General features: G+C 61.3%; 14 protein-coding genes and 1 tRNA gene. 9 read left to right on the top strand and 6 right to left on the bottom strand.

Features of this window, described 5'->3' with window-relative positions:
• The first annotated feature begins 88 nt into the window (after positions 1 to 88).
• Both gltX and EV688_RS00820 read left to right on the top strand, forming a co-directional pair.
• Positions 89 to 1,576 (top strand): glutamate--tRNA ligase, encoded by a 1,488-nt coding sequence (gltX, locus tag EV688_RS00825; protein WP_117316413.1) that lies wholly within the window; start codon positions 89 to 91, stop codon positions 1,574 to 1,576.
• A gap of 8 nt (positions 1,577 to 1,584) precedes the next feature.
• The gene (locus EV688_RS00820; RefSeq protein ID WP_117316411.1) at positions 1,585 to 2,985 is read left to right on the top strand and encodes an L-serine ammonia-lyase; all 1,401 of its coding nucleotides are present in this window, start codon (positions 1,585 to 1,587) and stop codon (positions 2,983 to 2,985) included.
• 16 nt (positions 2,986 to 3,001) lie between these two features.
• Here the strand turns inward: EV688_RS00820 and EV688_RS00815 are convergent, their stop codons facing one another.
• Entirely contained in the window at positions 3,002 to 3,394 is a 393-nt protein-coding gene (locus tag EV688_RS00815) for a DUF4345 family protein (protein WP_117316409.1), read from the bottom strand.
• Positions 3,387 to 4,601, bottom strand: coding sequence for an HD domain-containing phosphohydrolase (locus EV688_RS00810; protein WP_117316407.1), 1,215 nt, complete (start codon positions 4,599 to 4,601; stop codon positions 3,387 to 3,389). The genes EV688_RS00815 and EV688_RS00810 overlap by 8 nt, the downstream gene beginning before the upstream one ends.
• 167 nt (positions 4,602 to 4,768) lie before the next feature.
• Here EV688_RS00810 and EV688_RS00805 point away from each other — a divergent pair, with 167 nt between their 5' ends.
• Positions 4,769 to 5,350 carry a PAS domain-containing protein gene (locus EV688_RS00805; protein ID WP_117316405.1) on the top strand — a complete coding sequence of 194 codons (582 nt, stop codon included), beginning with the start codon at positions 4,769 to 4,771 and terminating at the stop codon, positions 5,348 to 5,350.
• A gap of 6 nt (positions 5,351 to 5,356) precedes the next feature.
• Here EV688_RS00805 and EV688_RS00800 read toward each other — a convergent pair whose 3' ends face one another.
• Positions 5,357 to 7,657 (bottom strand): ATP-binding protein, encoded by a 2,301-nt coding sequence (locus EV688_RS00800; RefSeq protein ID WP_117316402.1) that lies wholly within the window; start codon positions 7,655 to 7,657, stop codon positions 5,357 to 5,359.
• Positions 7,654 to 8,349 carry a hypothetical protein gene (locus EV688_RS00795; RefSeq protein WP_117316401.1) on the bottom strand — a complete coding sequence of 232 codons (696 nt, stop codon included), beginning with the start codon at positions 8,347 to 8,349 and terminating at the stop codon, positions 7,654 to 7,656. The genes EV688_RS00800 and EV688_RS00795 overlap by 4 nt, the downstream gene beginning before the upstream one ends.
• 376 nt (positions 8,350 to 8,725) lie before the next feature.
• On the opposite strand from EV688_RS00795, the gene kaiC reads away from it, so the two are divergent.
• The 3 genes from kaiC to EV688_RS00780 are packed head-to-tail and all read left to right on the top strand — an operon-like array spanning position 8,726 to position 12,399.
• Positions 8,726 to 10,432, top strand: coding sequence for a circadian clock protein KaiC (gene kaiC / locus EV688_RS00790; RefSeq protein WP_162883852.1), 1,707 nt, complete (start codon positions 8,726 to 8,728; stop codon positions 10,430 to 10,432).
• The gene (locus EV688_RS00785; protein ID WP_117316397.1) at positions 10,425 to 10,727 is read left to right on the top strand and encodes a circadian clock KaiB family protein; all 303 of its coding nucleotides are present in this window, start codon (positions 10,425 to 10,427) and stop codon (positions 10,725 to 10,727) included. The genes kaiC and EV688_RS00785 overlap by 8 nt, the downstream gene beginning before the upstream one ends.
• A complete protein-coding gene (locus EV688_RS00780) occupies positions 10,714 to 12,399 on the top strand; it encodes an ATP-binding protein (protein WP_162883851.1) in 1,686 nt (561 codons plus the stop codon). Before EV688_RS00785 ends, EV688_RS00780 begins: the two co-directional genes overlap by 14 nt.
• Here the strand turns inward: EV688_RS00780 and EV688_RS00775 are convergent.
• Both EV688_RS00775 and EV688_RS00770 read right to left on the bottom strand, forming a co-directional pair.
• Complete coding sequence (locus tag EV688_RS00775) at positions 12,356 to 14,521, bottom strand: EAL domain-containing protein (RefSeq protein WP_117316393.1); 2,166 nt, start codon at positions 14,519 to 14,521, stop codon at positions 12,356 to 12,358. The two genes, EV688_RS00780 and EV688_RS00775, sit on opposite strands and share 44 nt — an antisense overlap.
• A gap of 81 nt (positions 14,522 to 14,602) precedes the next feature.
• Complete coding sequence (locus tag EV688_RS00770; protein ID WP_117316392.1) at positions 14,603 to 15,958, bottom strand: APC family permease; 1,356 nt, start codon at positions 15,956 to 15,958, stop codon at positions 14,603 to 14,605.
• A gap of 189 nt (positions 15,959 to 16,147) precedes the next feature.
• On the opposite strand from EV688_RS00770, the gene EV688_RS00765 reads away from it, so the two are divergent.
• The 3 genes from EV688_RS00765 (at position 16,148) to EV688_RS00755 (ending at position 19,721) form a co-directional block, all read left to right on the top strand.
• Positions 16,148 to 16,223: transfer RNA gene (locus EV688_RS00765), tRNA-Ala, on the top strand.
• 102 nt (positions 16,224 to 16,325) lie between these two features.
• A complete protein-coding gene (locus tag EV688_RS00760) occupies positions 16,326 to 16,670 on the top strand; it encodes a DUF3127 domain-containing protein (RefSeq protein ID WP_117316390.1) in 345 nt (114 codons plus the stop codon).
• 21 nt (positions 16,671 to 16,691) lie between these two features.
• Positions 16,692 to 19,721, top strand: a complete 3,030-nt coding sequence (locus EV688_RS00755; RefSeq protein ID WP_162883850.1) for an amidohydrolase family protein — start codon at positions 16,692 to 16,694, stop codon at positions 19,719 to 19,721.
• Positions 19,722 to 19,773 lie beyond the last annotated feature (52 nt).

Here is a 19,773-nt window from a genome sequence, read left to right as displayed (position 1 = left end):
GGGTTTCACTGGGGGGCAGCCGTCTCCCGGAGTGCGTCCCGGGCGCCAGCCTTATATAATCCCGCCTCGTTTCAGCCACAGGTGACTCATGACCGTTCGTACGCGCATCGCGCCTTCACCCACCGGCGACCCCCACGTCGGGACTGCCTACATCGCCCTGTTCAACCTGTGTTTCGCGCGGGCGCACGGCGGCCAGTTCATCCTGCGCATTGAGGATACGGACCGTGCACGCAGCACGCCGGAGTCCGAGCAGGCGATCCTCGACTCGCTGCGCTGGCTGGGCCTCGATTGGGATGAGGGTCCCGATGTTGGCGGTGAATACGGGCCCTACCGGCAAAGCGAGCGCATGGAGCTTTACGGCGAGTACGCCTGGGACCTGGTCAAGGCGGGCAGGGCCTTCGTCTGCTATCGGACGCCGGAGGAGTTGGAGACACTGCGCGAATCCCGGCGCGAGGCGGGCCTGGCCACGGCGCTGAAGCCGGCCGACCTGGCGCTGCCTGCAGAGGAGGTCGATCGCCGCAAGTCTGCGAACATGCCCTACGTCATCCGCATGCATGTACCCGATGAGGCGGGCAGCTGTCGGGTTGATGATCTACTGCGCGGCGCTATCGACCTGGACTGGTCAATGGTGGATGCGCAGATCCTGCTGAAATCCGATGGCATGCCGACCTACCACCTTGCCAACGTGGTGGATGACCATCTCATGGGCATCACCCACGTGATTCGCGGCGAGGAGTGGATCAACTCCGCACCCAAGCACCAGCTGCTCTACGATTATTTTGGCTGGGACATGCCGGTGCTGTGCCACCTGCCGCTGCTGCGCAATCCCGATAAGTCCAAGCTTTCCAAGCGCAAGAACCCGACCAGCATTCAGTACTACGAGCGTATGGGCTTTCTGCCCGAGGCGCTGCTCAATTACCTCGGCCGCATGGGCTGGTCCATGCCCGACGAGCGGGAGAAGTTTGCCCTAGCCGACATGCTGAAGCATTTCGATATCCAGCGAGTATCCCTCGGTGGTCCGATCTTTGACGTTGAAAAGTTGCGCTGGCTGAACGGCCTGTGGCTGCGCGAGGACCTGGATCAGGACGAACTGGCGCGGCGCCTGATGGACTGGGCCTTCAATGCGTCGATGTTGCAGCAGGTGCTGCCCCACGCGCAGAAGCGCATGGAGGTACTCAGCGACTTCGCGCCCCTGTGCGCCTTCCTGGTGTCGGGAACGCTACCGCTGCGGGGGGAGGCCTTCGACGCGCTTGGCACGGAGCGGGAACAGCAGGTCAGGCGGCTGCAGTTCGCGCTGTGGCATCTCGAGGCGCTGCGGCACTGGGATCGCGACGCGGTCTGGCAGTCCATGCAGGGGCTGGCGAAGGCGATGGACCTGAAGGTGAAGGACTTCCTCGCACCGCTGTTTATCGCCATTTCCGGATCCAGCGCCTCTTTCTCCGTGGTCGACGCCATGGCGATCCTCGGCCCTGACATGAGTCGGGCACGGGTCCGCCATGCGATCGAGGTCCTTGGCGGCGTGTCCAAAAAGGCCGCAAAGCGACTGGAAAAGGAGTACGCTGCGCTGGATACCTGAGGTGCGCTATGTCTATCAGTATATTTGACCTGTTCAAGATCGGAATCGGCCCGTCCAGTTCACACACGGTTGGCCCCATGAATGCCGCCCGGCGATTCGTGGCTGCGCTGGAAGATGCCGGACAGCTCGATGCCTGCGCGTCCCTGCAGGCCCATCTTTACGGCTCACTCGCAGCGACCGGCGCCGGCCACGGATCGCCGAAGGCCATCATCCTTGGGCTTGAGGGAGAAGCGCCGGAAACGGTTGACGTGGAAACCATCGCCGGACGTGTTCAGGCGGTGCGCGATGACGGAAGCCTGTCATTGCTGGGACGCAAGCAGATTGCTTTCAGCTACCGCGACGATATGCAGATGCATCGCACGGAGAATCTGCCCTTTCACGCCAACGGCATGCGCTTCATTGCTCGCGATAGCTCGGGAGACGTCCTGCTTGAACGGCTTTACTATTCGGTGGGCGGTGGCTTCGTGGTCGACGAGGAGGCGGCAGATTCCGGCTATATCGTCGATGACCCCACCGAGCTGCCCTATCCCTTCACGACCGGGGCGGAGCTCCTTGCGCAGTGCAAGGTGAGTGGCCTGTCCATCAGTGCGCTCATGCTGCAGAATGAAAAAGCATGGCGCACCGAGTCGGAAATCCGCGCCCGCACCGCCACGCTGTGGGAGGTCATGGACGCCTGTATTCGCCGCGGCTGTGACACCGAGGGCATTATGCCGGGTGGCCTCAAGGTAAGGCGCCGCGCCGCGCAGCTGCATCGCCAGCTGCTGCGCCAGACCGACACCCTGGGCGACGACTCGATGACCACGATGGATTGGGTGACGCTGTACGCGCTGGCGGTGAACGAAGAAAACGCCGCCGGTGGCCGGATTGTCACAGCTCCCACCAACGGCGCTGCCGGCATCATTCCCGCGGTGCTCAAGTACTACCTGAGCCACTGCTGCGGCAGCAAACAGGAGGACGTCTGCCGCTTTCTGCTCACGGCAGGCGCCATCGGCATCCTGTACAAAATCAATGCGTCAATTTCCGGCGCCGAGGTCGGCTGCCAGGGAGAAGTCGGATCCGCCTGCTCGATGGCCGCGGGCGCGCTCGCGGATGCGCTGGGTGGCACGCCGGAGCAGGTGGAAAACGCCGCGGAAATCGCCATGGAACACAACCTGGGTCTGACCTGCGACCCCGTTGGCGGGCTGGTTCAGGTGCCCTGCATTGAACGCAATGCCATGGGCGCGATCAAGGCGATCAGCGCGGCGCGCATGGCGCTGCGCGGCAGTGGCGAGCACTACGTCTCTCTCGATCAGGTAATAAAGACCATGCGCGACACTGGCCGCGACATGCAGGACAAGTACAAGGAAACCGCCCGCGGCGGTCTTGCGGTGAACGTACTTGAGGTGCCGGTCAATATTGTCGACTGCTAGTAGGCCAGGCGGTCCGTCAGGACGTCGAGGTGTCAGCCTTGCGGGCTCGCAGGCCGAGCGCCGCCAGAAGGGTAATCAGCGATTCAAAGGCGATCGCACCGTAGGTATAGGCCGAAAGCTCGCCGTTGGTCATTACCGCGTGATAACTGCGCCCCACCGCCAGCAGACCGATACCAAGGAGCAGTGCCCACAGGCCGGCCCGACGGTAGTCCGGTTGCCAGGCAGCCAGCAGGCAGAACAAGCCAAAACCTGTCTGAAAGCCGCCGTACATGGCGCCAATTTCGGCGACAGCGTCGGCATTCTGCATCGACAGACTCGCCGCGCCGGCCGCAATGTCCGGGCTTGACAGACAGGCGAGACCATAGGCCGTAAAGGTGGCGCCTGCGAGGTAGAGAACAAACTTACCCATCACTTTTCTCCGTTTGTGCCGGTGTATCAGCGACGGCGGGCACGGTGTGCAGGATGCCGCTCTGTTGACTGTCGTAGAGACTCACCTCAAGATCGATTTCGTCGGCATCGGCGAAGTGATGAAGCTTTTGTGCCAGGTAGGGGCTGATCTCCTGACCCTGGCGCATGATAAGAGTGCCGTCGCGACTTTCGATATCCTGTGCGAGGATGTCTCCGGTCTCGATCGAGAACACGGATACCGCGCGGATTTCCGGGGCCTGCGGCGGGGTGTTTGTCGCCGCCAGCACGTCGAGGATCTGCGGATCGTACCTCCCTGGCTGCCCGCGCATGCTGGCGATCACGCGGTTCCGCTCAACCCCCGCATCCACCGAGCTGCGAAGATCCTTGAGGATATGCAGCATCCGCGCGCCGATCGGGATATCGTCGCCGGCGAGTGGGGTGTCATCGGGGTAGCCAGTGCCATCGTAATTCCGGTACTGGAAGTGAATGCTGTCGGCGACGCGCTCAAGTCTCGGCACTTTGCGCACGAGATCGGCGGCAATGCCCGCCTGGCTGTGCCACGGGTTGTCTTCCACGGTGGTCGTGGGCTGATGGTAGACGATGTTTTCCATGACCGCGCTCGATTGCGTCAGCAGGCCGAGTTCGCAGAGCATGGCAGCGGCCTCCATTTCCCAGATGGGTCCCACCCGCAGATGGCGTGCGAGCTGAGCCATGTCGGTTTTCAGCCCGGTACTGCGGCCAAAGATAATCGGACTCGCCAGCGACAGTGCCTCCGTCATCATTTCAATACTGCCGCGCAGGGTTTTTTCGAGGAGGTCGCGTTCTGCAGCTTCCAGTTCATGGCGCTGCACGGCGGCGCGCATGGCCGAGGAGAATTCGGCAATGCGTGTGGGCTTGCGCAGGAATTTGAAAATATCCCCGCGATTCACCGCGCTGATGGCGGTTTCGTCACTGGCGAAACCGGTGAGCATGATTCTTACCGCGTGCGGGGCTACCTCGCGCGCCGCGGCCAGAAACTCAATGCCGTCCATGCCTGGCATGCTGAAGTCCGATACGATGACGGCGTATTCGGAGTCCTCGAGCAAATGGTCAAGTGCCGCCTGCGCGTTGCTGAAAACCGTTACGGCAAAGTCGCGCTCGAAGACCTGGCGGTAGAACGACAGCAGATCCGGTTCGTCGTCCACAAACAGCAGTTTGGTTTCCGCCACTCCGTCTTTCTCCCGAGGTTTGGTGTTTGCGGCTCAGCCCGGTAATGCCCGGGCGCTGACGCTGGTCAGGCCACGGGGCACAAGGGGCTGCCGGCACGCACTGACAAGTGTATCCTGTTCATGTCTGGCGTCATACCTGCCAGCCAGGCGCAAGGGGAGGTTAGTGAGTGGCAGAAGTCAGTCTGCAGACGCAAGCCTATTTTTCCGCGCTGCGGGAGGTCGCAGAACGCTTTGATCACTGCGTCACCGTCGCTGCGATACATCTGCCTGGGCAGCCGCTGGTATTCATCAACCGGCAGTTCGAACGCGAGACCGGATACACTGCCGAAGAGTGTCTGGGCCGTAACTGTCGGTTTCTCCAGGGGTCGATGACGGATCAGCCAGCGCGTGCCACGATGGCCGCGGATATCGCGGCGCGGCGGTCATCGTTCACGGACGTCGTCAATTTCCGCAAGGATGGTACGGCCTTCGTCAACCGGCTTCTCCTGCTGCCCTTCGAGTATCTCTCGGACGATGATCACCTGTTCTACATTGGCATACAGCGACACATTCGCGGCGTTGATGACCCCGTCCCCGAACTCCAGCGGCTGCGGCACGGCGAGGTGCAGGCGGCGATCAACAATCCGCTGAGTATCGCGCTGGGGTTTGCCGAGCTGGGGGCGCTTGATTCTGCGCGTATCGACGTCGCCATTCGCCGGATCATGACGTACGTCGATACGTTGACTGACGTCAACCCGCCGCCGCAGTGATCTGTCTCACGCCGGTCTTTCGCCGAAGACGGAAGCGAGCTTCTGAATCAGCTCTTCCCTTCGGTAGGGCTTGCGCAGCAGATCAATGCCATCGTCCAGCTGGTAGTCATGGGCGATCACACCCTGTGAATAGCCAGAGGTAAACAGGACCCGCAGTCCCGGGCGCTCGAGCACGGCGGCCTCTGCCAGATCCCGGCCGCTCATACCCCCGGGCATGATGACATCGGTGAACAAGAGGTCGATATCCGTGCGCTTTCGCAGAATCTCCAGGGCCTCTTTCCCTGCGGCTGCGCTGACCACCAGATAGCCGAGTGACTGCAGCTGCTGTTCAACATAGCGTCTGACCAGATCATCATCCTCGACCAGCAGAATGCGGTAATCGCGGCGGGCGCGCTGCAGCGGCCCCTCCGGTATGACTGCCGGGGAAGCGCTTTCCGGCTCTTCCTCCGAGCGCGGAAAGTACAGGGTAACCCGGGTTCCTTTGCCGGGCTGTGAGTCGATGGAGATAAAGCCTGAAGACTGCTTGACGAAGCCATAGATCATGGGCAGGCCGAGACCGGTACCACGGCCCTTGGGCTTGGTGGTAAAAAACGGCTCAAACAGGCGTTCCATGTTTTCCCGGGCAATGCCTTCGCCCGTATCGCTGACTGAAAGACACGCGTAGTCACCGCAAGGCATGTCGGGAATCGGCGGCGTCGTGTCGGGCTCACAGCGATGGTTTTCCGTGGTGATCTCCAGCGTGCCTCCCCGTGGCATGGCATCGCGGGCGTTGATGACCAGGTTGAGGACGGCATTCTCGAGCTGGGCGGCGTCCAGCCTGCACGGCCAGAGCGTCTCTCCGGTCCTTCGTATCAGGGTCACATCCTCGCCGACGGACCGGTCGAGCATGTCGTGTATGCCATCCAGCAGGCAATCCAGGCGGACTGTCTGCGGGTGCAGGGTCTGACGACGGGCAAAGGCCAGCAGCTGATGCGTAAGCCGCGCGCCCCGTTCGGCGCTATCGCGAATCATGCCCGCGAGAGCACCGAGACTGTCGTCATCAAGCTCTTCAACCAGCAGTTCGGCATTGCCCAATATGACCGTCAGAATATTGTTGAAATCGTGGGCGATCCCGCCAGTGAGCTGGCCGATGGACTCGAGCCGCTGCACGCGCCCCAGTTGCTGTTCCGTCTCTACCTGCTCGGAGATATCCTGAAGAGCGCCCTGAACGCCCACTACCTGCCCCCGGTCACTGTGAACCGGAATGCCGACTGTTCTCACCCAGTGGCTTCTGCCATTGCTGTCGACGATCTGCAGCCGAAGGTCATAAGGAATGCCTCGATTGACACAGGCCATAAAGGCTTCACGAATGCGTGGTTGATCCTCCTTCGCATAGAATCCGATGGCGCCCTCCGGCGTTGGGCTGTAGCTCAGGGGCACGCCATGGATGTCCTTGACGACATCCGACCAGATCACCTTCTCGTCGCCAAGGCCGACCGACCAGCCGCCGACTTTCGCAATATCGCCTGCGACCAGCATGATTTCTGCCTGCTGACGTATCTGCTGACGCTGATGGTCAATCCTTGTCAGTGCCTCTGCCTGTGCGTCGAGCAGGCGGTTGATCGCTCTTCCCAGGGCGCCCACCTCATCGTCCCGCTGCGCGGATACCCGCAGATAGGTCTTGCCGCTGCAGATCTGCTCGACGGTGTCGGCCAGCAGGCTGATTGACGTGGCGATGCGGCGATGAATGTAGGCAAATGCGGCGATGCAGATAAGGCCAAAGAACGCAGTCGCCAGTATGAAGGTCGCGATCAGGGTTCGCGTATAGGCATGGGCTGCTTCCTCTCGCTGACTGAGCAGTGTGGCAAACGATCGGTCAATCGCTACGCCGGAATTGCTGACGCTGGCCAGAAGCGTCAGGCGTTCGATCGATCCCGGCGCATCACGCGGGATTGGTGGTGGCGCCTGGCCCTCTGCGTCCTGCTGTGGTGCGCGTTCAAGCATTGCAAGTGATTGCCGCAGTTCCGCGATACGACGAGCAACCTCGGCGGCGTTTCCAGAGGTGTCAGGCAGCGCTGCCAGTCTGTCCTGCAGTGCCTGTGCCTCCCGATGAAATGCCTGCAGCAGGTCGGGCTGCGCCGAGAAAAGCAGCAGTCCGTCTGCGGCGACGGAAAGCTGGTCAAGCCGGACCTTCAGATTCTGCAGTGACCGCAGCTCATCGTGCTCCGCCAGGTGTTGCCGACTGGACCAGACACCGTAGAGAAGCAGTGTAATCAGGCCTGCCGAGCAGACGACGACCGCCAGCAGGGAGGTGCGCTCAAGTTTCATCGTGCGTCGTCTCCGGCTCCCAGCAATATAGGATCGACGGAGGAGGGTGACACCTCGGCGAGTGGCCCCGAGGCAATCCAGGAGAGAATATTCACGTCTCTGTCAGCCAGAGCCGGATGCACTTCCCGGACCCAGGCAAGACGCACCTGCAGGGAAGTGATCAAGGACCAGTCCAGTGACAGCCGGTAAAGGGGCTGTTCGACGACATCGCTACTGTTGCCTGAGGTTGGCGGAGGCGCGTTCGCCGGACGTTCCCGTGCCGTGTTCTGAATGATGACTGCCTGATCGAGCGCCGCCAGCAGCTGACGGTAAATGGGCTGGCTATCGGTCAGCCGCCAGCCCGCCGTGGTCAGCAGCAGGGTTTCCGGGCGAATGATAGCGGGCGGCAGGCGGCCTTCGGTGAGAGCGGCAAGGGTTACTGAGTCGTCCAGCGGTGCGGCCCCATCACCCGGCAGGTTCAGGCGCCCCAGAATGACGCGGCTGCCCGGCGGGCTGTCTCCGCTGCTCAGGCGCTCCAGCACGAATCGGGTGGGTGTCAGCAGACTCGCCCGAAATGGCACGTTGCGTGTGTCGGGATAGGCGTTTGGTGAGGTGGTCAGCACCAGAATAATCGGCGTTTCGCTGTTGGCCAGGAGTTCTGCTGCAGTATCGACAAGCGCAAGTACATTGGGAGACTCTTCCCGCAGGATCACAGGAAGTGTTGTGTCCGATGACGCAATGCTCGCAGAGTGTAACAGCGCAGCGCAGCAGGCGCAGACCATCAGTGCCGCCATAAGGACAGCGCGAAGGCGATACCCCGGAGCAGCTGGCACTCGAAAGCACCCGGAATGGATCCTGCGAGCGCTTGCGGGGGGCGGGGCCCTGTGCGCGTCGAACCCATTGAGGTCACTCATTGCCACATGACTTACTCCGCATCGCCGAACCGGCTATGCAATCCAGATTATCAGCTCCCCGGTGAAAACGCTTGATCCACGTCACGGCCCTCGGTGATAAGCGCAGGGCCATGGAGAATCTGCGCCTGATGTTTTATATTACGCCTCTTGTTTCATGGCACAGGCAGCGGAATTTTTGCGAAAGATAGCGACAGGCATTGCAGGCTTTGACGAAGCCTCAGGCGGTGGGTTTCCCGCAGGGAGAACATCACTGGTCGAGGGCGGCACCGGCTGCGGAAAGACGGTTTTCATGCTGCAGTCGTTGTTGAAGGGCCCCCGTGCGCGGGGAGAGGTCTGCGTGTTTGTTGCCTTCGAGGAGACGCCCGCGCAGATACAAGACAACGCGCAGTCGTTCAGCTGGGATCCGGCGGCGCTGGACCCGGAGGGCCTGATTTTTATTGATGCGCAGCCCGATCTGGATCTCATCCGGTCGGGTGAATTCGACATTGCCGGTCTGCTGGCCATTCTCGAGCACAAGGCGGTCAGGCGCGGGGCAAGCATCGTGGTCTTCGACGCGCTTGACAGACTGCTGCAGCTGGCGGGAGACCCTCGGGTGTGCATTCGCGAGATCTCGCGGCTGCAGCACTGGCTGCGCAAGCACGAACTGACCGCGCTCATTTCCTCGAAATGTGGCGATGCCGGTGATCCTGTGACGTCAGGTCTCGGCACGGAGCAGCTGCAGTTCATGCTCGACTGCGTCGTCACGCTGGACCATCGCGTATGTGATGGCGTGTCGCACCGGTCATTACGCATTCGCAAGTATCGCGGATCGGGGTTCGAGGAAAACCTCATTCCGTTCATCATCGATCGTGACGGTCTGGAAGTGGCTAGCGTTGTGCGCGCTGAACGCGATGACGAAACAGCGGCGTCGGAGCGCATCTCGAGTGGCGTCCCCGATCTGGATACCATGCTTCAGGGTGGTTTTTTCCGCACTTCCAGCGTCCTGCTCACCGGCGCACCGGGCACGGCAAAAACCACACTGTGCGGCGCCTTTGCCAACGCCGCCTGCGAGCGCGGTGAGAAAACCGTGTTTATCAGCTACGACTCCCAGTGCGAGGAAATTGTCCGCAATCTGGAATCCGTGGGAATCAGGCTGCAGCCGCACATCGACAGTGGCGTTCTGGCCATGGTGTCCATGCGGGCGATGCAGGGAAGCGCTGAGTCGCAGCTCATTGCCATTCGTCGGCTGGTTGAAGAACACCAGGCAAGAGTGCTCGTGGCGGATCCACTTTCCGCCCTGTCGAAAGTCGGTAACACCAGTCTTGCCCCCAGTGTGGCGGAGCGACTCATCGACTGGGCGAAGTCCCGGGATATCACGGTGATGTGCACCAGCCTGCTGGAGGACAGCGACGATATGGCCGAAGCCACGCCGCTGAAGATTTCCACCATTGCAGACAGCTGGCTGCACCTGACCTACGTCGTTTCTGCTGGCGAACGCAACCGGGGGCTTTCCATCATCAAGTCCCGGGGTACTGCCCACTCCAATCAGGTGCGTGAACTGCGCCTGTCCGCGGAGGGCGTAGCGCTGGAGGAGGTCTACTCTGCCGCCGGCGAGGTGCTGATGGGGACCCTGCGCTGGGAGCGCGAGCGAAAAGAGGCCATGGCCGCGCGTGAAAGCGAGCTGCACGCAGAGCGTGATCGACTGCGCCTGATCGGAGAGGCGGCGGAGCTTGAGGCGCAGATGGCGGTGATGGAAAGTCGACTTGCCGCCAAGCGGCAGGAGCTGGAGAGTGTGCGTGACAATGTCGCAGCCAGCGCGGAGGAAGAACAGCGTCGCCAGCGTGACACGCGCGATCTGAGACTCAACGTGAAGGGTAGCGGTGGAGACAAGTCCCATGGGTAGCCCCATTAACACCCCCAGGCTTACGCTCTATATCGCGGGCGATCTGCCGAACTCGAGACGGGCAAGAGCGCATCTCGAGGCCTGGCTGCAGCGAGCCGCCATCGCGAGCGATGACGTCGAGGTCGTGGATGTACTTACCCACCCTGAGCGCGCCGCTGAAGAGGATATTTTCATGACCCCGGCGCTGGTCTTCAGCGGCGGCAGTGGCAGGCAGGTCTTTGTCGGAGATCTGTCTGATGGCGAGTACCTGGGCGACCTGCAGGCGAATACCAGCGACAGCCATGACGGAGTCTGACAGTCGGCGCGCAGATACGGAGCGCCTGCGCGCGTTGATTGATAGGCTGCACGGTACCTACGCCGACATCCGCGAACTGGTCGGTAACGATACCGACACGGTCTTTCATCGTGATTCGGGGACTCACTATGTTCTGCCAGAGGCTCAGGGGGCGCTGCGCGAACTGGAGCGGCAGGCGCGGCACTTTGCCAGCGAACGCGCCGCCATTCTCGACGCGCTCCCCGCCCAGATTGCGCTGGTCGACGTCAATGGCGACATCCTCGCGGTCAATCATGACTGGCGCGATTCTTCGCGCTCGCTGCTGGGCGACGACAGTCCTTCCTACCTCGGCGACAACTATCTGACCGTCTGTGAGAACGCGACCGGCGATGGTGCCGAGGGTGCGAGGGAAGTCGCGAGTGGATTGCGCGCGGTTCTGTCCGGCCAGATGCCCCGCTTTACCTACGAATACCCCTGCCATGCGCCCAATTCCCGGCGCTGGTTCCTGGTAACCATCACCACGCTGGAGCCGGAAGCCGCCTCAGGCGCTGTCGTCATGCATTTCGATATCTCCGCCCGCGTGCTGGCGCAGGAACGCGCAGAGCAGTGGCGAATGCGCCTCGGCAGTGTGATCGACGAGGCGCAGGTGGGCATCCTCGTGCATCGTCAGTTCCAGCCCCTGCTGGCAAACCGCGAGCTCGCCAGACTGCTTGGCTGCACATCTCCCGGTGACATCATGGCGCTTGCGGACTGTTCTGTGCTGTTTCCTGCAGACCACACTCGTGGGCATTCCTTGCGACCAGCGGATGATGAGTCGGTGGAGTTGATAACGCTACGGCAGGCGCCAGGCCGCGACAGCGAGCGTCTCGTGGAGCGGCGCACGTTCAGTATTCCCTGGGACGCTGCGGCCGCACAGGTCGAAATGCTGACCGATGTCACCCAGCAGCGCGTAGTGGAAGCACGGCTTCGTCAGAGCCAGAAAATGGAGGCGCTTGGGCAGTTGACCGGCGGCGTGGCCCACGACTTCAACAATCTGCTGACTGTGATCCTCGGCAATGCGGAGCTGCTCACCGAGGCGCTGGTAGATGCGCCCGAGCTCGCCGGGCTTGCCGAGCTGATCGCCAAGTCGGCAGACCGCGGCGCGCAGCTCACGAGTCGTCTACTGTCGTTCTCGCGCCAGCAGCCATTGCGGCCCAGGCCGGTGTCAATAAATGGCCTGATCTGCGGCATGCGCGATATGCTGGCAAGGGTTCTCGGGGAGCCTGTCGAGGTTGGCGTGAACTGCGACCAGGATATCCCGCCCGCACTGGTCGACCCCGGTCAGCTTGAGGACGCACTGCTCAACCTGTCACTCAATGCAAGGGATGCCATGCCTGACGGGGGCGATCTGACGCTGGAGACCGGTGTCGTCGATATGGATGAGGATGACGTCGTGGGTGAGCTGTCGCCGGGGCGCTACGTCACGCTTACTGTCACGGACACGGGCAGTGGCATGGATGCTGCGACGCTGTCGCGTGCCTTCGAGCCTTTCTTTTCTACCAAGGATGTCGGCAAGGGCAGCGGTCTGGGGCTGAGCATGATTTTTGGCTTTGTCTCCCAGAGCGGCGGGCATCTGACGCTGAACTCGGAACCGGGAAAGGGCACCTGCGCTACGCTGTATCTCCCCTGTGCGCCTGCACTGTCGGGTCAGTGAATGCCCCCAGGTAATCTGCGAGATCACACACCGTCACCGCAGCGTTGATAGGCTCTTCGGCAGGGGCCAGGCCGCTGTTGTGGCCGGCCAGGTCGTCCCGGAGATTCTGGCACAGCGTCTGTGCCGATGGCAGCGTGCTGCTGATATACAGCAGGCCGATTTTGTAGGCCTGATAGTGGCCCACCAGAAACGCCCCATGGCCATGCCGCTCAGCGAACTGCGCGAGCCTGTTGTAGCGACGCCTGACGCTGCCCAGCTCGTCGTTTTCGATTTCACTCGTCTTCAGGTTGAGTTCCATGCCAAGCATGGCGATCGGCAGTTGAAAGCGATCGCCAATCTCCAGTGCCCGCTCGGCGTAATAGCGGAATGCGGCGGAATCCGACAGGCCGGTAACGTGGTTGAGATGGGTCTGCAGCCCGCCGCGGAGTTCTTCTTCGACCATTTCCCCCAAGGCGTCAAGCATCGACGCGTCGGCATCGCCGAACTCGCGACGCTTGCCATCGATCAGGCATAGCGTCCCGACTTTGCTGCCGTCGTCCATGAACAGCGGCCGGCCGGCGTAGAATCGCAGCTGCGGGTCCTCTGTGACCAGCGGGTTAAGGCGGAAAAAAGGATCAACAGTGGCGTCTTCAACCACCAGAATGCCGTCGCCTTCGATGGTGCGGTTGCAGAAAGCTACCTTGCGTGGCGTTCCTTCCGCGCTGAAATTCGCGCGCGACTTGAACCACTGGCGATCTTTGTCGACCAGTGATATCAGGGCGCTGTTCACGCCAAAAGCGTCTGCGGCCAGGCGGGTAATCCGGTCGAAACGCTCCTCGGGCGGCGTGTCGAGGAGGTTCAGCCGATGCAGCGCATCGATTCTGCGGGCTTCAAGCTTTGCACGCCGCTCGACATACCATGCGGGTATGTCCTCCGCGAACAGTGGGCGGGAAATAAGGTAGCCCTGGGCGATATCGCAGCTCAAAGACTTCAGATAGCGCATGGTCTCCTCATCCTCAACGCCCTCGGCCGTGGTCTCGAGACCCAGACTGCGACCCAGATCGACTACGGATCGCACCACAGCACGAGATTCGGAGGAGTTCATTGCCGTCATGACAAAGCTCTTGTCGATCTTGATTTCCGAAAACGGCATGCGCACGAGCTGTATCATGGAGGAGTAGCCTGTGCCGAAATCGTCGATGGAGAGTGAAAAACCCTGTAGCCGCAGGTGGGTCAGGGTGTTCAACGAGACCGCGGCATCTTCCATGGCGCTGGTCTCGGTAAGCTCGAGAATGACGCGATCCAGAGGTACCCGGTTCTTTCGACAGATTGCGGCAAGTTCATCGAACAGCGCGCGGTTGTTGAGCGTGCGTGCCGATATATTCAGAGACAGCTGCAGGCGATTGAGTACGGGGTCGTTCTGATCGCCAGTACGCACCTCGCCGGGCAGGTCGGCGAGCCAGCGCAGCGCCTGTGAGGCGACCTGCAGCGTGAGGCGATCAATCAGGCCCGAGGTCTCGGCGATGGGGACAAAAACGTCCGGCGGTATATTGCCGTGATCCGGATGGTCCCAGCGGGCGAGTGCCTCGAACCCCGCCAGGGTGCCACTGCGACAGCGGGCCTTCGGCTGGTAGGCGACCCGGATGTCGCCGGCGTTCACGGCAGCGCGAAGGTCGGCTTCTGTCGGCGTCGGGTTGATCCTCTCCACCGGGTCTGGTCTGGCGACGCGTGTTTCCGGTGTTGCCCGGACTGCCTCCTGAAGCATGCCGCGCAAGGTCTTGGCAGAGAAAGGCTTTGGCAGCACACCGACAACATTCAGCCCGTTTTCCCGCGCAGAGCGCCGCGCGGCGTCAAGGACTCTGTCACCCACGCCGCTGCTGACGATCAGGGCTGCGCGACATCCGCGAGCCACCAGATGCTCCATGACTTCCACGCCGTTCATGTCCGGCATGATCAGGTCCAGGGCGATGATATGCGGGTCCCAGTCATCGACCTGTTGAAAGAAATCGCTGGCGCGTTCGGTATAGACAACAGAATGCCCGTCAAACTCTGCGATACGCTTGATCGTGGCCCCGATCATGGGGTCGTCATCGAGAATGAGAAGCCGGGTTCGTGTTTCGGCTGCTACGCCGTTTGCTGTCACCCCTTAGGCTCCAACTTTACACGGACCGCGCCGGCTGACCATCTGTGATGAGGATACTGCATGGGACTCTGCTCTCTGGAATTATCCACCGTCCAGTCTAGCGTCGTTCGGTGCAGCGGGTACAGCGGCGTGTCCAGGTTTTGCCACATATTTCCCTGCCTGGCGGCTTGCCGCGTAAAAAACTGCGCCGCTGAGAATAATGCCCAGGCTGATCATGGCCTCCACGGGCCGCTGGAGCACGATATAGATAAGGGTCCATCCGGTTATCGCCAGGAAAATGATTGGCGGCAACGGGTAAAGACGAATACGAAATGGCCGCGGAATATCCCGCCGCCCGGCGCGAAGCACAAAGACACCGGCCACCGTGAAAAAGGTATTCAGGGCCATGGTGGCACCGGAGAACACGAGAATGCGGTCGAATGACGCACTCCACAGGAATACCAGGGCGATCCCTGCCTGCACGCACACCGCCAGGGCTGGGATGCCGTCCCGGTTGACACCCGACAGCTGATGGAATACCGGGAAATCCTCCCCGATGGACTGCAGCACCCGGGGTCCTGCAAGGATCATGGCGCTGACGGTAGAGACGAGAAGCAGAGCAAGCAGAATGCCCATGACGGTCGCGCCGACATCACCGAAAGCATAGGTCGCAGCCACGTAGCCGACCTCTACCTTACCGACCATGGCATCCATCGGGGCGACCGAGAGGAATACATAATTCAAGAGCAGATACGAGACACAGACCAATGCGGTGCTCGCTATCAGAACCCGGGGCAGGTTACGCCCCGGGTTCTCCAGCTCACCGGTAATGTAGGTGGCGGCATTCCAGCCGGAGTAGGCGTAGTTCACGTAAATCAATGAAACCGCAAAGGCGCCGCTGAAAAGGAGAGCGCCATCGCCCTCCACGGGTGTGAAGGAGGTCATCTGGCCGCTGTCATTGGATAGCAGCGCCGCGACGGAAAAGCCGAGTATCAGGATAATCTTCAGCAGCGTCAGCCAGCGCTGTGTGCCGCCGCTGCCGCGGTGGCTGGTGCAGTGTGCCAGGGTCAGCACGGCGATGACGCCGGTCGCCAGCCAGATCGCAGAAAGGGCGGGAAAGACCGCCGCGAGGTAGCTACCGAAGGTCATTGCCGCCAGTGCCGTGGGCGCGGCGAAACCTACGGTGGCGGATACCCAGCCTGAAATGAAGCCCGCCATGGGGTGGTAGATCTGTCCGAGGAAGTTGTACTCCCCGCCGGAGCGAGGTAATGCCGCTCCGAGCTCGGCGTAGCACATCGCGCCGCACAGGGCAGAGAGACCGCCAACAGCCCAGAGTGCCAGGAGCACAGGCGCCGATTGTATTTCAACCAGTTGAAACCCGAGGCTGGTGAAAACGCCGGTTCCAATCATGTTGGCCACAACGATGGCGGCGGCGACGGATGGCTTGAACGAGGACATGGCGCATTTTTCTCGGTTCCCTCATGGGATGCAAGCGTCGATACAGATATCTGCTGGCAGGAAAGGGCCCGATCCGAGGGGCAGCGCGCGGAGGCGGATTCCTGGGGGCATTTGCTTGACAGGGGTGCAGGCCGTGCCTAAAATTCGCGCCTCTACTGACGGTCCGGAACGTAACAAGACCCGTCACCTGGGGCCATAGCTCAGCTGGGAGAGCGCAACACTGGCAGTGTTGAGGTCGGCGGTTCGATCCCGCCTGGCTCCACCAATCCACTATCTCCTTTCGGTTAGAACAGCCAGATTTGCCCTGCACTTTCCGGTGCCTTTGCATTAGTCTTGCACTTCGCAAACACCAATCGGACGTAAGACTGTGGCCTACGATCTCACGGGAAAAATCAAACTTATTCAGGAACCGCAAACCTTCAATAGCGGCTTTACGAAACGCGAGATGGTGGTAGTTGTCGAAGAGGGCAAGTACCCACAGGAGATCAACCTGGAATTCGTGCAGGACAAGATATCACTCCTGGACAATCTGGAACCGGGGCAGACTGTGACAGTGACGTTTGATATTCGCGGGCGAGAGTACAACGGTCGTTACTTCAACAACCTGCAGGGCTGGCGCATCAGCATGGAAAACGAGTCGCCAACGACCGATGCACCACCTGTTCAGGACGGCCCGCCCGCAGAGGTCTACGACGACGATATCCCGTTTTAGCCGATGCGAGTCCACACCGCCGTGCCATTGGGCCGCCGCTATGCTGCCGTCGCTGCCTGCCTGCTGGCCGCCTGCAGCAACGTCGCTGAGCCCGCCAGGGGCGCTTTAGAAAACACTGAGGCAGCGACTACCTCGATTTTGCTGACAGAGGGAACCAACCTCGCGGTGGCAGTCAGCCCGGTCAACGGGGACAAGGTGATTGCTCTGCAGGCCGCACTTTATCTGCAAAAGGCCGGGGAGAAATCGACACGAGCGCTCACCGACTGGGACGACGATGCCTGGGAACCAAGTTTTCATCCCGGCGGTGGCCATATTGTCTATGGAGGCTATCGCGAGGGCACCTTCGATCTCTGGAAGCTGAATCCCTATGATGGATCGAAGCCCGTGCCACTCACCCGCGGTGCCTTCGATGATCGCGAGCCTCAGTACTCGGCAGACGGGCAGCGCATTATCTTTTCCTCTGACCGCTCCGGCAGCTACGACCTCTGGCAACTGCATTCGGGTGAGGGCGATACACCGCCAGCGGAACCCGAGCAGCTGACATTCCTTGACACAGACGCCCACTCGCCGACCTGGCACCCGGACGGAAACGGCTTCGCCTATCTGGTGACTGACCGTGGTGGGTCTGCCATCTACTGGCAGCGCCCAGATGCTGACGCTGAGTTGTTACTGCAGAGCCGCTCGCGTTTTTCCGGCCTGCGGTTTCTACCGGCGGGCACGGCACTCAGTCTGCGCACGCTGGATCGCGACCCCGCAGGCAACGCGCTCAGCAGTCTTTCTCTGTTCGACCTCGCAACGAAAACCCTCACACCCCTGACGCCCAGTGGGGCCGATGTGTTTCCCTTTGGCGCCCAGTGGCAGCCTGATGGGAGCGCGGTCTTTACCGCCGATGGTCAAATCCAGCGCTGGTCTCCAGACGCCCCGATTCAGTTGGAACCGTTTACGGTGGATATCGCGATAGAGCGGCCAGCCTACGCGCGCAAGCAGCGGGATTATGACAGCGCTGCGCCACGCCCGGTGCTGGGCATCTCTTACCCGACCCTGTCACCGGACGGCGGTGCTCTGGCGTTCACCGCGCTCGGCGACCTCTATCTCTGGGATATCGAACGACAGAAACTGTCTCAGATTACCGACGACCCGGCTGCCGATCAGACACCTGTGTGGTCGCGGGACGGCAAACGCCTGAGCTGGATCAGCGACAAAGACGACCGGTATGCCATCTGGACCCTGGATCTCGCTATCGGGACCATAGAATCAATTGTCTTCGAGAAGAAATTCATCAGCTTCCCGGCATGGTCACCGTGCGGAAGCAAACTCGCATTTTTTACCGATGTACCGGCCAATCCCCTGCTGCATGTCGTGGGACAGCTCAGCATCTACGATTTAGAGACCGGCGAATTGTCGGCTGTATTGGCACCCATGCCTCCACAGCCGATCAACTGGTCTGCTGATGGCAGGTACCTGGTCACGACCCGGTTGAAACCTTACAGTCAGCGCTTCCGCGAGGGAATTTACGCCATCGTCGCCGCCAATGTCGACACCGGCGAGGCCCACGACATCGTTCCCACTCCGCACCGCAGTATTACTCACGCGACCCTCGCGCCTCGCGGCGACGGCTCACACCAGGTGGCCTACAGCCAGAACGGCGTATTGAATCTGCAGGTACTTGATGGGGATATGCGGCCTGTCGGTGCGCCGCAGGTACTGGTCGATGCACTGGCGGATATGCCGAGTTTTAGCCACTCCGGTGAGTATCTGGCCTACCTGGCGGGGGACCAGCTTTTTCGCCTGCATCTGCTGACGGGCCAGCAGGAAGAAATCTCGCCGAGCATGACATGGCGAAGGGACGTACCAGATCGGCGCTGGGTGCTGCGCGCGGGGCGTGTTTTTGACGGAACATCAGAGTCCTATGCAGAGGACGTCGACATCACGATCAATGGCCACCGCATTCAATCCGTCGGCCCGATCGATACCGCCACGGCCCTGCCCGTGCTGGATGCCAGTGACAGTACGGTCATTCCAGGCCTGTTTGAATCCCATGCTCATATTGGTGATCACAATCACAGTGAACAACAGGGGCGGGCCTGGCTTGCTTACGGCATTACCTCCGTGCGTGATCCGGGCTCCAACCCTTACCTGGCCAACGAGCGCCGGGAGGCCTGGGCCTCGGGCCGCCGCATAGGCCCCCGCACCTTCATCACCGGCCACAATATCGACGGCAATCGCGTGTACTACGCCGTCGCCGAGGGCATTGCATCAGACGCTCATCTGGAAAAAGCCCTGCAGCGAAGCCGTGCGCTGGATGTCGACTTCATCAAGACCTATGTGCGTCTTTCTGACCGGCGACAACGGCGAATCGTCGATTTTGCCCACCGCATGGGCGTGCCAGTGACCTCCCACGAGTTGCTGCCTGCCGCTGCTTACGGCGTTGATTACGTCGAGCATTTCACCGGCACCAGCCGCCGGGGTTTTACCACCAAGATCAGCGAGCTGGGGCGTAGTTACCAGGATGTCGCGGCAGTCCTGTTGGAAACCGGTATGGGCATCGTGCCTACTATGGTAGTGCCCGGGGTGGTGCTGACCTTTACCGAACAGAATGACCTCTACAGCACAGAGCAATTCAATGCGCTTTACGGCGAGGCGGCCAAAAAGAATTACCAGGACTTCATGGCTTTCTTCGGTCCTGGCAGTGGAGGTTATGTCGATGCCTACGGCGAGCTACTCAGCGAGCTTGTGGCGCGCGGTGCACTGGTGGGTACGGGCACCGACTCGCCCTTCACCCCGTTCGGCACTGGCCTTCACGCCGAACTGCTCCTCTACCAGCGCGAGGGATTAAAGGGCTACCAGATTTTGCAGGCGGCCACCTTGCAGTCCGCCCGCATCGCCGGTGCTGACAGAGATCTGGGGTCCATCGAAGCCGGCAAGCTGGCCGATATGGTGATCATCAACGGAGATCCCCTCGCGGATATCAGCGAGGTCACCAACATCCGTGGCACTGTCAAGAACGGGCGTTACTACTCGCTGGCGGACCTGCTATACCCTTCCCATTGAACGCCGGATGGCCTTGACCGCGATGCGCTGGCCCGCCTTGACGGCGGTCGCA

Source organism: Chromatocurvus halotolerans, from assembly GCF_004340525.1.
Lineage (GTDB): Bacteria > Pseudomonadota > Gammaproteobacteria > Pseudomonadales > Halieaceae > Chromatocurvus > Chromatocurvus halotolerans.
Note: the sequence above shows the minus strand (reverse complement) of the source record. Positions and strands in the feature narration are given on the sequence as shown.